Annotated in this window: 12 protein-coding genes; all 12 read right to left on the bottom strand. The window is 31.8% G+C overall.

Annotated features, from left to right (window positions below; translation table 11 throughout):
* Positions 1–24: 24 nt before the first annotated feature.
* The gene (locus KZ793_RS17425; protein ID WP_225816486.1) at positions 25–804 is read right to left on the bottom strand and encodes an oxidoreductase; all 780 of its coding nucleotides are present in this window, start codon (positions 802–804) and stop codon (positions 25–27) included.
* Between the two features lie 45 nt (positions 805–849).
* Positions 850–1,809: a Gfo/Idh/MocA family oxidoreductase gene (locus KZ793_RS17430; protein ID WP_225816487.1), complete on the bottom strand. Its 960-nt coding sequence runs from the start codon at positions 1,807–1,809 to the stop codon at positions 850–852.
* Positions 1,810–1,816: 7 nt separating this feature from the next.
* The gene (locus KZ793_RS17435) at positions 1,817–3,031 is read right to left on the bottom strand and encodes a UDP-N-acetylglucosamine 2-epimerase (protein WP_225816488.1); all 1,215 of its coding nucleotides are present in this window, start codon (positions 3,029–3,031) and stop codon (positions 1,817–1,819) included.
* 1,035 nt (positions 3,032–4,066) lie between these two features.
* On the bottom strand, positions 4,067–5,839 hold the full coding sequence (gene asnB / locus KZ793_RS17440) for an asparagine synthase (glutamine-hydrolyzing) (RefSeq protein WP_225816489.1): 1,773 nt from the start codon (positions 5,837–5,839) through the stop codon (positions 4,067–4,069).
* Between the two features lie 2 nt (positions 5,840–5,841).
* Entirely contained in the window at positions 5,842–6,396 is a 555-nt protein-coding gene (locus KZ793_RS17445) for a sugar transferase (RefSeq protein ID WP_225816490.1), read from the bottom strand.
* The gene (locus KZ793_RS17450; RefSeq protein ID WP_225816491.1) at positions 6,380–7,225 is read right to left on the bottom strand and encodes an aldolase/citrate lyase family protein; all 846 of its coding nucleotides are present in this window, start codon (positions 7,223–7,225) and stop codon (positions 6,380–6,382) included. The genes KZ793_RS17445 and KZ793_RS17450 overlap by 17 nt, the downstream gene beginning before the upstream one ends.
* On the bottom strand, positions 7,222–8,706 hold the full coding sequence (gene murJ, locus KZ793_RS17455) for a murein biosynthesis integral membrane protein MurJ (RefSeq protein ID WP_225816492.1): 1,485 nt from the start codon (positions 8,704–8,706) through the stop codon (positions 7,222–7,224). The genes KZ793_RS17450 and murJ overlap by 4 nt, the downstream gene beginning before the upstream one ends.
* A 671-nt stretch (positions 8,707–9,377) precedes the next feature.
* Positions 9,378–10,337: a DMT family transporter gene (locus tag KZ793_RS17460; protein WP_225816493.1), complete on the bottom strand. Its 960-nt coding sequence runs from the start codon at positions 10,335–10,337 to the stop codon at positions 9,378–9,380.
* Between the two features lie 277 nt (positions 10,338–10,614).
* On the bottom strand, positions 10,615–12,489 hold the full coding sequence (locus KZ793_RS17465) for a polysaccharide biosynthesis protein (protein ID WP_225816565.1): 1,875 nt from the start codon (positions 12,487–12,489) through the stop codon (positions 10,615–10,617).
* Positions 12,490–12,498: 9 nt separating this feature from the next.
* Positions 12,499–13,110: a sugar transferase gene (locus tag KZ793_RS17470; RefSeq protein ID WP_225816494.1), complete on the bottom strand. Its 612-nt coding sequence runs from the start codon at positions 13,108–13,110 to the stop codon at positions 12,499–12,501.
* Positions 13,111–14,268 (bottom strand): DegT/DnrJ/EryC1/StrS family aminotransferase, encoded by a 1,158-nt coding sequence (locus tag KZ793_RS17475; RefSeq protein WP_225816495.1) that lies wholly within the window; start codon positions 14,266–14,268, stop codon positions 13,111–13,113.
* Positions 14,261–15,451, bottom strand: a complete 1,191-nt coding sequence (locus tag KZ793_RS17480; protein WP_255619415.1) for a glycosyltransferase family 4 protein — start codon at positions 15,449–15,451, stop codon at positions 14,261–14,263. Before KZ793_RS17480 ends, KZ793_RS17475 begins: the two co-directional genes overlap by 8 nt.
* Positions 15,452–15,455 lie beyond the last annotated feature (4 nt).

Genomic DNA, 15,455 nt, shown 5'->3' on the forward strand with positions numbered 1-15,455 from the left:
ATCCATCTAAAATCATTTATGTTCTTATAGTGTAAAACCATCATCTATAATTAAATTCTGGCCATTAATATACATTGATTCATTTGAGAGTAAGTAAATAAGCCCACCGCATAGATCTTTTGCGTCTAACATTCCTTTATTCAGGCAGTACTTAGAATAGTTATTTGTAAAGCTTTTATTATGATTATCAAGAATGCCCCCAGGGCTAATACAGTTAACTCTAATATTTTTTCCTTTAAATAATTTGGCCATATATTTTGATAGATGTATTATGGCTGATTTTATTGCTGCATACTCTGCTGGCATTGTTATAGATAAATCCTCATAGATATCAAAATTTGGAGCAATGCATCCATAAATTGATGCTATATTAATTATATTTCCATTTCCTTGCTTTATAAAATATTTGGAAAATTGTTGGCAGCAAAGAAAATACCCGCCAACATTTATTGATAAGTTATAGCAAAAATCATCGTATGTAATATCAAAAAACTTTCTACCATAGTTGTTATTTCTAGGATAAGCATTGTTTATTAAGGCATCTATCTTACCATATTTATCCGATACATAACTTATACATTTATTTATGCTGTCAATATTCGTAATGTCAAGTTGCACAATATCAATTTTTTCTACATTATAATTATTGTAGTTTAATTCTTTAATAAATGAATCAGCTTTTGCTAAATCAATTTCTCCAATGACAACTTGTGCTCCTTCTTCTATTGATGATTTAACAAATGATTGGCCTATTAATCCTGCACCACCAGTAATGACTATAATTTTATTATCTAATCTTTTCATTTTATTAAGTTTTATCTCATGTTGAATTTGAAAATTTATAAATAATCAACTATTCTTTAGCCAACTTTTTTCCATATATTGATCAGTGATTATATCAATGATCTTCATTGTATGATTTCCATCTTCAAATGTTGTAATGGTACTCTTTGGAGTTGATTGGTTTAATAATTCATCATGTAGGGATTTATATGTGTAGTTACGATCTACCCAATCATAATTGTAGACTGTTAGGCCCTTATGAATATCTGTGACTTCTAGTATGTTTGAAATTAGATCTGCTTTTATTGTTAAATTGTTGGTTTGTATGAATACAAATCTTCTATGGGTTAATGCTAAATAATCCATCTGAATTACTATATGAGCAGAATGGTTATTTGATGCAAGGATTGTGCATATATCGTCAGATTTTAGATTTAAATTAGAATGAGAGGATGATAAGGCAGATATAAGCTTTATATTTCCACAAATGTATTTCACCAAGTCTATTTCATGGCTTAAATCTCTTAATACACCACCACCTTTTTCCAGGTAGGCACTATAGCTTTCTAAATAATTTTTATTCTCTCTCCAGCTCGGTAAATATTGTCCAACTACTGCATTACAAATTAAGATTTTTTTATTATTTATTATTTTTTTTATTTTATTAATAATAGGATGAAATCTAAGGTTATAACTTACAAATATATTATTGTGATTATTAGTCTCTAAATCAACTGATGATTTAGATAGTGGTTTCTCAACTAAAATTACTTTGTTTTGAACTAAATTATTTATATATTTTAAATTTTTTTCATGTTTGTATGTTTCTGTACAGATTATAAAGATATGATATTTAGATAAATCTGAATGTGATATCTGTTCTAAAAAAGTGAATATTCTTGCGGTTTTTATTTCGGCATATGTTGATACAATATCAACACATTCAACATCATTTCTTTTTTCTAATAAAGAATAGTGTCTTTTCCCGATTGAACCAAAGCCAATTAATAGAATTTTATATTTCATGATAGTTTTATTCAAGCATATTATTAATTACAGAGATTATATTTTCAGTTGCTCTAGAATAATTGTAGTTTTTATTGTATGGTTCACATAACTTGGATGCAATACGATGTATTATATTGGGTAGTTCTGATATTTCTTTAACACCTGTAGAAATCCCCATTTTACTAAATGGGGCATCGTCAGTGAAAATGGAATTGTCAATTGTAATAACCGGTTTCCCAATGAGATGAGCTTCAAGGCCTACTGTTGATGCGGTAACTATAATTAAATCTATGGAGTGTAGTAATATGTGTAAGTCTTCGTCTTTGCTGCTTAATTTGACATTTTTTTGTTCTTTATAAATAATATTTTCGCTGGGATGATAACGTATGATTAACTCGTATTGTTTATTTTCTTTAATAAATTCTCGTAAGGTTTTTTCAATAATACGTGGTAAATTAGGATCACCAATTTTACTATTAAATGGGTGTTTTTGAGGTTCTGGTTGAGATGCATATAATATTTTTATTTTTGATTTTGATAAATTTTTCTGGCAAAGATATTGTTTAATTTTTTCATTATCTATATCAAATAAAGAATCGAAAGCCGGGTTACCTGTGACGATAATATCATTTTCTTTTCGCCCATATTGGACAAACATATTTTTTATAGAATCATTTAGAACGCAAATTTTTGTTGCAAAGTTATTTTTACCAATCCATTTTATTTCTTGAAGAGCAAACATGTCTACTATACATAAACTTTTAATATTGTTTGTAGTTGCTACATCAATTGCGCATTTTTCAGAACGCGGTGAGTTTGTTGCAATAACTAGATCTGGATTGAAATAGGATATTATCTTTGATATAAAATTAATAGGATAAAAGCTTTGTCTATCTTTATATTTATAAATTTCTTTTGCTTTTAGGCTACCGTATTGAAGTACCAAATCTAAATAATTTATTCCGTAATAAGCAATTGATTCATTATAGTTTATTAAAGGTGATATTTGGTTTTCATAAACTAGCTCTTTTCCAAATGTTTTCCACCTATCATCTTTTACTAAAAAAGAAAGCTCATTGAATCCCAATGAATTAATTTGATATTTATCGAGTACAGATCGAGCTGTAGTAAGAGCAATTATATTGATTTTATATTTATTATTATTTTTTATATTTTGGATAATGGGTAATAACATTTTCACATGACCACCACCATAGCAAATAAAAAGAATTTCTTTCATTATTTTCTCTTAATTAAAATTATTATTAGTTTTTGAGTGAGTTAATTAATTTTATTCGATGTTTTTAGATGATGCGCATGGCATGATTTCATATCGATCTTGAAAAACATTTTATAAAAAATAAGGAAACACATTGAATATGAAATAAGTCCTAGGCCTTCAAAAAATATTGCAGGAATACCAGATAGAAAAAAAACAAATAATCTATCTTTAATGTTTTTATTATTTATTAATAAACTAGTAAATATACAAAATAGTAATGAGAGACATAAGGATATGTAGAAAAAAAGACGGAAATAATTTCCATCGATTATAGATATATAAATATTACTTCTTTCTATTATATTTCCATTTTCTTTAATTCCATTTGTAGTGAACATGAAATAAAATTTATTTATGAGTGAACCAATTAGGCCTGTGGAAATAACTAAAAACAATGGAAATAAATATTTGTATGATTTTTTTAAATAAAAAAATGATCCTAATGATACCATTATCCAAGATAGAACGATACCTGAGCTCAAGTTAGATAAAAGAGCTGAGAAAAATAATAGAGAATAGCTTTTTATATGACAGAATAACAAAATGAATAAATATGTCATACTAAGCATTCCAAGAACTGTTCTGTAGCTAACAAAAAGTGGAAGAAAAATAAATAAACACGGCAAATATCCTACTATATGTAGATATTTTTTTTTAAAGAAAGGAATTAGGTATAAGATGAATCCTAGTGATTCAATATAATTAGGTAATCCTAATATATTATTTATATAGAATGGAATTATAATAATAAGCCTAACTAAGTGTATAAAAAATAATGGCTCATAATCTAATTCACCATTAAATATTTTCGAGACATAGAAAATTTGGGATTTGAACCCATCAGCGTTATTATCAAACATACTTATATTGAAATAGTTAGATAATATTACAAAAAAGATAGATGATATTATAAATAAAAATAATTGAGTGTTAATTTTCATTTTAGCTATATTTTCTATATCTTTATTAAATTCTTCTAAGAGGTGAAATGGATTATTTATCCATAAATTTTCTGAACCATATTTCTATAGCCAGTAATAATCTTAGCTCTCGCGTGTTATTTTTTTTACCATTGCAATGATCTTTGTAAATCCTATTAATATAGTCGATGTTAAAAATATTTCTTTTTTTTGCTTTTTCAGAAAATAATAATTCATTAACTAAATCTTTTAATTCGTTTTTAAGCCACTCACCAACAGGTACTGTGAACATCTGTTTTTTTCTATAAGCAAGATCATTACCAATTAAATCTACTACGGATTTTTTATATATATATTTAGTTTCATTATTTCTCAACTTGAGATTACCGGGTATAGAGAAGGCAAATTCGATAACACGGTAATCCAGAAATGGAGCTCTGTTTTCTATAGAGACTGCCATTCCCATTCTATCAGGTTTGACTAAATTATTTCCTGGTAATAATAGAATTGTATCAATATATAATACTTGGTTTATTCTATCCATATTTTTGGATTTGTCGAATAAAGGCTTAATAAATTCCTTTGCATCGAAATCTTCTAGAGATTTATAGAAATTTTTATTATAGAGACTACTTCTTTGCTCTTTTTTAAAAACAGAAATATTATCAATATATTTAGTGCGAAATTCTTCATCTGTCAGCGAATCATTATTTTTTTGGAAAAATGATTTATATTTATCATATCCAGCGAATAACTCATCTGCACCATCACCGGTTAAAACCATTTTAACGTTATGAGCTGCTAGCTCAGCTACTCGATAAGTAGGCATGAATGAAACATCACCATGTGGCTGATCGCAGTGATAAGTAGCTTTTGGCCAAAGATTGAGTAGATTTGATTCGACTTTTTCCATTATGTGGTCAGTATTGAATCTATCTGCTGCTTGCTGAGCGAAAATAGATTCATCATATAGTGGATCATGGAAACCAATAGAGAATGTTTTTACGGGGTGCTCTAAGTGTTTTGACATTAATCCAACAATTGTACTGGAATCAACTCCACCGGAGAGAAATGCTCCAAAAGGAACATCAGAGCGTAGGCGTATATTTACTGCATCTTCTAATAATGAGTTAAACTCATTAATTATAATTTCTTCGTCTTTTATCTGGACTTTAATCTTTGATAAATCCCACCATGTAATTGTCTCGCATTTATTACGGGTTATTTTTAGATATGTTCCTGGCATTACATGGTACACATTTTCGAACATTGTTAGAGGAGGTATTACATAATTATAAGTTAAAAGTGTATCTAATGCTTTTTTATTTAATTTTTTTTCAATACCAGCCGCAAGGATTGACTTAATTTCTGATCCAAAGATAATAAAATCTTCTTTTTTATAGTAATGTAATGGTTTTTCGCCAATTCGGTCCCGAATTAATAGTAATTGTTGGAGCTTACTATCCCAAATGGCAATTGCAAACATTCCATTTAGTTTAGAAATAAAAGTAGGGCCGTATTTTTCATAAAGCCTTAAAATGACCTCTGTATCTGAATGTGTTTTACATTCAAAAGGGGTATTAATTAGTTCTTCTGCCAATTCTATATGATTAAATATCTCACCGTTTTGCACAACAACGATAGTTTTGTCGTCTGAATAGAATGGTTGGTTACCATTTTCTATGTCTATTATGGCAAGGCGTTGATTACCTAATGCTACATTTTTTGATGAATATATTCCTTGACCATCTGGACCGCGATATTTAATTATATCTCCCATAGCTTTCACTGTGGGATCAGTTAAATTATTATTATTGAAGCTAACATAGCCAAAGATACCGCACATAATTAATTACCGCCTTTTTTTATTACTTGCATTATTGTCATAAGAATAATTTTAATATCAAACAATAAGCTGGAATGATCAATGTAGTCGAGGTCCATTTTTAAACGTTGATCTTCTGTTGCATTAGAGCGTAGTGTCGCTTGAGCCAGTCCAGTAATACCCGGTTGAACTGAGTTTCTTTTCTTCCAGTTATCGGGCGTATATAAAGACTCTTGTTGTGGAACGTTAGGGCGTGGCCCAACAATACTCATGTCGTTAAGGAATACATTTAATAATTGAGGTAATTCATCGATGCTAGTTTTGCGTAGAAATTTCCCTATCTTGGTAATCCTTGGATCATTATCTGAAGTGAAATATGGGCCAATTTTATCAGAGTTAATTTTCATGCTTCTAAATTTAAATATTTCAAAACTTTTTCCATTTAAACCTACTCTTTTTTGTTTGTAGAAAATAGGGCCATTATCAGAAAGGCGAATCATTATGGATATTATGAATAAAAATGGAGAAAAAAATAATAATGAAATACCAGATATTAAAATATCAAACAACCTCTTCATTATGCATCCTATTGATAATTGAATTAATTATTCTTTTTACTTTATACATATCTTCTTGTATTTGTTTTGAGTTACGAGTTACTAGTTCATCCCTTTTAATAAGGATCTTATTAACTTCTTTATCTAGAGACATTAATGCTTCTAACTCACTTAATGATTCACTACGACGGTGGAACGTGCGTGATAAAATAACACTACTTGAGCCTAGACGGGCATGTTCGGCTAAAATGAGTTCTGCAGGTAGTATTCCTTCACCGAGGCGGGCTATTCCACCAAATCCGAAAGGTAAATTTGCGGTTTTGATTATCGATGCTAGATGGTCGATTGTGCCATTTGCTAATGGTTCGAACATGAAATTAAGGCCTAAGTCTCTATGTAGATCATTTAAACCGATATAAATTTCACTAACTCCTGGAATTTTTACTACTTTTTCTAAACATTGGCTTGCTGCTTTTGTTTCGAGTAAGGGTATAAATTTAACCCGATTATTAATGATTTTAGCGCAAAATTCCACTTCTTCTGCTGTTTTATACATGGGAAGCATAATAATATCTGCTCCAGAATAGATTACATCATTTATTTCTTTCTCTGTTCCTGAAAATACAGGATTAATTCTCACTAATAATTCAGAGTTAGTAATAGCATTACGAATGGGTTTAATATCATCTATTGAATGCTTACTTATTAAAGTATCCAAATGTCCTTGTCTCTCGTATTTCCCGTTAATTTCTAGATCAATGAAAATTCTATTTACACCAGATTTACTGGCATATCTTACAAGCTCTTCATTATTGGTAATAAAAATTAAATTAAAATTATTACTTTTCATTGGAATTTCATTGCCTGCTTAAAATCTTTACTTATTAGGAAACATAGGAAAATAAAGATAATACCTATTAATGTTGTTATCATAAGAGTAAGTAATGTGCTGAGATTACTTAGGATATTACTTGAAATTATTAAGCCATAAGGCAATGTTAATAATGATATTTTGGTTATCTCTATAATTAATCGTTTATTAAAGATAAAAACTTTCTGTTTGAACCTTAATAATAACGATAAGAATGTTGTCATTAGTATATAGCTTAATACCATACTGTTAATAACAGTATAAATGTCATTCTCATATGTTAAATTAAATAAAAAGAAAATTATGACAACTATACTTGATATGAGAAGTGGGGTCAGAGTATCTCGTCTTGCTGCAAAAGCAGTTATAAATAATACATTAATTCCTTGAAATGGAAGATAAATAAGAGCCGCTTTAAATATATTATCAATAATAGCTAGTTGTTCATGATTTAAATTTCCCCAATCATATATTAATGATATAAAATTTTCAGATAGGAAGTAAAGAGGAATAAAAATTCCTATTGATATAGTTATTACTGCAATAAGTATTTTTCTTAGAATTTCATCGAATTCTTCTTTGTTTTCATTAGTATAACTTTCTGATAATTTAGGAAAAAACACTATCGAAAATACAGTTAATACAACTCCTAATGGAAAATCAATAAGTTTTAATGAATAATTTGCTAGAGATAGTATACCTTCTCCTGAATTTGAGGCTATTGCACGAACAAGCACAGGAATTAAAAATATGATTCCACCATTGATAACTCCATATAAATATCTTCTTAGGAGTTCTCTATTTATGTATAAGGATTTGAAGCAGTTTGAGCTTATTAATGATGTTTTACTATAAAAAACTAATATTAACCAACGAAATAGTGAAGCAACAATGATCCCTGATGAAAGTACTTGTAGAGTATGTATCGTATTTTCTGTTGTAGATGTATGTAAAAATATAATAATTATTATATTGAAAATTAGGGTGCCATAAGCTGGCAACCCAAAATGCCCTTTATAGTTAAGATATGCTGTTGTTATACCAGCAGCGACAGTTAATGGAATAGAAATTAGGCTTATTTTAAAATAATGTAAACTAATGTTTATCATATTTTCCGATATTCCAGGAGCTAATGATAACATTATTTTTCTTGAAAAAATAATTAGGGTAATTGTTAGTAAGCTGAAGGAGAGCAATAATAATAACATTACTTGCTTATAAAGTATTTTTGCCTCATTTTCTGTAATCCGTTTAAACTCAGGTATTAATGCCATACCTAACGCCCCACCGACTAATAAATTAACTAAAATATCAGGCGTTGTTAATAGTAAAATAGTTAGATCTGTTAGTTCTGAAGCACCATAGTGAGATGCAATGAAAGTTTCTCTAAAAAAACCAGAGATTCTACCGATAAAAAGACCAAAAGATACGATTACTCCAGATAAAACTAATTTATTCATTAATAATATTCATCTTTGATTTAGATGCCATAAATTCTTATATGATAGATATGAACAAAGCTACCGCACTAGGTTATGGGCCCCCAGAGTGCCTGTAATATTCGGAAATCTTATCTATTGCACTGATTTTTCAATACTTTTGTCTGTCTTAACAAAAAGTAATGGGGGATAAGATTTTGTAACTAGTTGGGGGGAGATTAGACTGTAAACTTACCTGGGTCAAGCTTAACAGCCAACTTGTTTAACTAATTGGTAGAATACAGTTAGTTGAAATCTGTATTACTGCTCATGGAATGGCGGTTAGATCTTACCAACAACGTACTATGATGCCTTGTTTTTCAACAGGTTTCCTTCTATCTATTCTATTCGCCTTGGGATGCGGCAGTATTTCCGTGATATCCATTCGGTAGTAATGATTAATTGTGACATCATGCTTATTTAGCATTGTGATTGGTGAGATAACGGTGTTCTTATTCTTCAACCTAAAATCTTTGAAGGTATAGGTAAACCCAGTGGTGATTGTTATCTAAAAGGTCAGAGAAGAGGGGAGAGTGGTTGGTGTAGGTTCGAGAATACTTGGCAATATATTATTGACGGCCAGCAGAGCTTTAGTGCTTTTCTTTAACGATAGCATTAAAACGAACTTAAGTTTGCTACGAATAGAATCGCATTCATTTAAGTGTCAAAATCAATTTCTTAATATTCAGTGGATTGACAGCAGTCAGGAATGAGCCAGCAGAGACTCCTACACATAGGAGCAACAGTTTTATAGAGATGGGTTCATCTACCAGCAAACAAGCAAAAATCACCGCCCAGATAGCGTAAGTGATGTTTAAACTCATAGCTCGGATGGGTTGAAGTATGCTGATTGCTTTGTAGTAGAAGAGGTACGATAGCGTGGCGACCAGAGAAGTGAAGAATAATAAGGAGTATAATTCTATATTTGAAAAAATATGTGTAACTTCAGGAAAAGAGTGAACGAATAATATGATAATGATTAAGTAGCCCACCGAGGATGATAATTGCCTTATAAAATAAGCAATATCAGCAGGTATATCTTTATTCATGCCATAAGAGCTGATAACAACTTCGGAACTCCAGCCTAGTGCGCATATAAAAGCGAAAAGAAAGCCTATCCAACCAGATATTGTCTGAGTTAATGCTGAGTAACCTAGTATCATAGTACACACAACAGCTAATATTAATCCCAATATGCCGATAAGGTGGATACGATCTTTAAGTAGAAAAAAAGAAATTAACGCGCCAATAGCAGGGTAAGTGGCTGAAATAGTTGCTGTGTAGCTAATGCCAATGTATTGAATAGCTAAGATATAGCAAGACATGCCCATTGGGCCACCAAATATGGCCGCCAGTACGATTATTCCGTTTTTCTTGTTCTTGGGGATAAGGCATATCTCTTGGTACTTTCCTTTAATTAAAAGATATATAAACATATATCCGCATGAAATCATATCATTCAGGAAAGCAAGTACGATGGGAATAAAAAAATAAGAGGAAAGTGCGGTGTTTTTTAGTAATAATGCGAAAAGTACTCCACTTAGCCCCCAGAAGACTCCAGAGGAGAGTCCATAGGCATTGGCTGTTATTTTACGGTTGATGAATATAGCCATTTGGGTACTGTTTCATAAATTTATGGACTCATGCTGAGAGGCTAGCTCAATAATTACAGATGTTTAATCATTCTCCTTTGTTGAAGGAATAAATGAAGGAAGTATAATGCATATGATATATCTAATAATGAGGTTTTTGTTGGCTTGTTATTTGATTTACTGAATTATATGGCTTTTAATTTCTCGTGTGTTAAAAATTTCATAGGATTATTGTTTATCAAGAAGGCCAATGTCGGCAATATAACTTTTCTATTTAGCTTGTTAGAAAGCTTAGATACTATTTTAAAAGATCGTAAATATAATCTTTAGGATGAAAATCAATAGGAGCATTGATAAGGATCTGCCTAATGTTCTCAAAATCGTAATTTTCACAAGATGTTTTTAGGTCATTTAATAACGGATTTAATTTATCCCAGGTCAGAAAAACTTCATTAGCTGTCATGATTCTTGGGTGATTAGTGCCAGAGACATTATCACCAATTAATAACTCTTCATAAAGTTTTTCACCGGGCCTTAATCCGGTAATTTTGATTTCAATATCGCCATGAGGATTGGTTTCATCTTTCACTGTCAGTCCTGAAAGATGAATCATTTTCCGGGCGAGATCATAAATTTTTACTGATTCTCCCATGTCCAGAACAAAAACATCACCATTATTGCCCAATGCTCCTGCTTGGATAACTAATTGGGCAGCTTCTGGGATCGTCATGAAGTAACGGGTAATCTCTTTGTGAGTGAGGGTGATTGGTCCGCCACTTTTTATTTGTTTCTCGAACAGGGGGACAACGGAACCGGATGAGCCAAGGACGTTGCCAAAGCGAACCATTGAGAATTTTGTATGGCTGTTCTCTTTAGCAAAGGCTTGTAATATCAGTTCTGCAAATCTTTTTGTTGCGCCCATTGTATTTGTCGGGCGGACAGCTTTGTCGGTAGAGATTAATACAAATTTGTCAACTTTTTGATTGATTGCTGCTTTGGCTAGTGAGAGGGTGCCAAAGATATTGTTATTAATGCCCTCTATGGTATTCATTTCTACCAGTGGAACATGTTTATATGCCGCAGCGTGGTATATGGTATTAATGTTAAATTTATTGATTATTCTATTTATTTTGTCTGAATCTTTTATATCACCTAAAATTGCAATAATCGTTATATTCAGATCTCTATCTGAATTTATCTTTTGTAACTCTTTTTCTATTGAATAAAGGCAGTATTCGGTTAATTCAAATAAGACTAAATGAGATGGAGATTGAGTGATGATTTGTCTGCATAACTCTGATCCGATTGAACCGCCAGCACCGGTAATAAGAACATTTTTATTTTTGATGTTTTGACTGAGTAGGCTTTGTAATGGATCAACTTGTTCTCTTCCTAATAGATCATTAATGGAAACGCGTTTCAGTGAGTTTATTTGCGCTTTGCCTTCAACCAGATCATTGAAGCTTGGAATGGTGAGGATTTCACAATGTTCTTTTTGCAGTCTTTCAAGTATTTTTTTTCTATTAGATATTGATGCACTGGGTATGGCTAATAATATTTTCTTTATATGATATTTTTCCACTAAAATCGTTATCTTCTCTGGCGGGAAGACATAAACCCCATGAATCGATAAATGATGTAATTTATGATTATCATCAACAAAAGCAATTGGGTTGAATTCTCTATGTTCTCTTAATATGGGTAAGAGTTGCCGGCCAGATTCTCCTGCCCCATATATGATAACCGGAGCGCCTTTATATTTTATTAAATTACGTAGCGTTCTATAGACAAATCTTGTGCCGCAGAGCGAGATCACTAAGAAAGAAAAATAGATAATCGGTACCGTTCTGGGTAAAAATGCTTGTTGATATAAGGAAATTGCGGTTAATAGTAGAGTAGATAGAAATGAACCAACAATGGCCCATTTCAATATACTCATGTTGACATATTTTAATATCGACCGATAAAAGCCAATTCTTAAGAAAATGAATAGCGTGAAAGGTATGGTGAATATAATCGTTAACCAATGTTGTAAGCTGTAGATAGGTACTTCTCTATCAAGGCGTAGCCACATACTTAGCCAGTATGAAATAATGATGATAAATATATCTACAATCAGAAGAACGATGGTTTTGATTAATCTATCTTGATTGAAAAACATTCTCTTGTTCATCATGGTTAATTACCTAAAAACTACTTTGTAAATGGTTTTAAAAATAATCTTCAGGTCATAGAAAAATGACTTTTTATCTATATATTCTAAGTAGTACTTAGCTTTTATCGGCATAATAATGTCAATATAGGCTTGATGAGGATCTTTATATTGGCTTAATATCTGATTTTCATCGATCATTTCTATGGAAGCCAAATCTGTTATGCCCGGCTTTACCGATAATATTTTGTTTCTGACATCATCTGGATATTTGTCTATAAATTGTGGGACTTCGGGTCTTGGCCCGACTAAGCTCATTTTGCCTCGAACAACATCAATGAGTTGAGCTAGTTCATCAATTTTATATTTGCGTATAAATTTTCCAGAGTTGGTAATACGGAGATCATTACCGATAGTGAGTTGTCCTTTTTGCTCTGATCCAGTGCTCATGCTCCTAAATTTGTGAATATAAAAATCGTGATTATATTGGCCCACTCGTTTTTGTCGGAAAAAAATGGGTCCTTTCGAATCCATTTTTATCCAGACGGCAATAGTTATTAAAATAGGGAGTAATAGGATGAGTCCAATGAGAGAAGAAAAAAAATCAAAAAGCCTTTTTATCGCTAAATAATATGTCATCATTTATGCCAAGATCTCTTTAATTGTTTTGATAACGTAGATTTGGTCTTCTTTTGTCATTTTGGTATATAAAGGAATGGAGATAATTCTTTTAAAATTTTCTTCTGCGACTGGAAAGTTGTTTTCATTAAGAGAATAGGTATTTTTCCAGATGGGTTGTTTATGCAGTGGTATAAAATGGACAGAGCAGCCGATATTTTTTTCTGCCATTTTTATGATAAAGTCATCTCTGGATATTTTGACTTCATTATTTAATCTAATGGTATATAGATGCCAGGCGTGTTGGCTATTAGGCTCTTTAGGTTTAGTGGGTAAGGTAATGGGTAGATCTTTTAATTCATCATCATAGAGTTTAGCCATTTCCTCTCTTTTCTTGTGAAAAGTGTCTATTTTCTGTAATTGGTGGATGCCGATGGATGCACAAATATCTGGCATGTTATATTTATAGCCTGGCTCAATTACTTCATAATACCAGGCAGGTATTTTAGATTGATATCTATCAAAGGCGTCTTTGCTAATGCCGTGGAGACGCATTATTTTTGCTCTTTTTATGATATCTGGATGTCTGGAAACTAGCATGCCACCTTCTGCTGTTGTCATGGTTTTATTCGCATAGAAGCTGAATACAGTGACGTCGGTGTCTAGCGTGCCAATTTTCTTTCCTTTATATAAAGTCGGAAATGAATGGGCGGCATCCTCAACTATTCGTAGATTAAATTTTTTAGCTATCGCAATGATGGCATCCATATCACAGGATAAACCTGCAAAATGCACCGGTATAATCGCTTTAGTTTTGGCGGTTATGGCTTTTTCTATTGCTATTGGATCAATATTCAGGCTATCAGGTAAGGAATCAACAAAAATGGGATGAGCCCCCAGATAACGGACAACTTCTGCTGTCGCCGTAAATGTATAGGTTGGGACGATGATTTCATCACCCGGCTGAATACCAATGGCTTCCAACGCTAAATGCAATCCCGCCGTTGCTGAATTTACCGCAATGGCTTCAACATCAGACCCTAAATATTGGGCAAAATCTTGTTCAAATCTTCTGGTTTTAGGCCCGGTGGTTATCCAACCGGTTTTAAGTGAGTCAATAACTTCATCAATTTCAGATTGTCCAATTTCAGGTAATGCAAAAGGAAGGAATTTATTATTCATGATTGATGATTGCCTTTATGAAATTTTCTGCTAATACGGAATAAGCGTGATTTTCTAAAGCGTAAATTTTACCTTTTTGCCCCATTTGGTTTAATTCGTCAGTTGATAACTCACTGAGTTTTAATAGGGCATGAGCAATGTCTTTTGGTTTGCCTGATTTAACTGTAATACCGCAATTCACGTCAGAAACGGGATCATTACCTGCATCAATCGCACATAAAATGGGTTTTCCAGCCATCATATAATCAATAAGTTTATTCGGACTGATGCCAAATCTGAATAATGATTGTTTTTGTAGTCCTATATAAGCAATGTCAATTTTATTGAGTAATGTGGGTATTTGAGTTTTGGGGATCGGATCAAAGAATATAACGTTATTTGTTCCCAGTGATTGAGATTCATTTATTAAGTTATCCTTTTCAAGGCCAGTGCCGACTAATAAGAATGTCATCGGTTTATCATGAAGCAGTGAAGCGGTTTTGAGTAGTTTTTCTAGCGCATTTGGATGCCCGTGAGCTCCGCTATAGCATACAATTTTATGCCCTTTATTTTTTTCGGTTGCAATAATTTCTTCTAGTGAACTGTTTAACGGAGTAAGTTGATTTATCCAATCTTCTACAACCACGCCATTAGGGATAATATGTAATTTGCTGAGCTCTAATCCATGTGCTTTCGTATGTTCTTGTACATTAGGCAGCATGGAAATGACCACATCAGGATATTTATAAGCCGCGTTTTCCGCGAGTTGACATAATTGAATAAATGGATGTTTAGGTGACATTCCTCCTAATTCTATGGGGGAAAGAGGCCATAAATCATGGATTTCAAAGACCAGTTTGGCATTAGCTTTTTTGGCGAGACGTTTTGCAATCCATATATCCATCGGATATGTACTTGAAGCAATGACAACATCAGGTCGATATTTTTTGACTAAGTTATGGCTATCAAACCAAATTTGTCGTAAAAAAGAGAAAATATTTTTGACTCTGGATAATCCATTTCCATTATAACTCGGGGTGGGATACCAGATATATTCTAATCCATTAATATTTTCGGTGGTTTTTTTATTGCCTATCAGTTTGGGTTGTTTTGTCCGTACATGAGAATAAGAGGCTGAGAGTATCGTAATATTATGTCCCGATTTAATCCATTCTTGCCCTAAATGATATGGACGAAATTCCATACCC

Source organism: Photorhabdus antumapuensis (genome assembly GCF_020387775.1).
GTDB lineage: Bacteria > Pseudomonadota > Gammaproteobacteria > Enterobacterales > Enterobacteriaceae > Photorhabdus > Photorhabdus antumapuensis.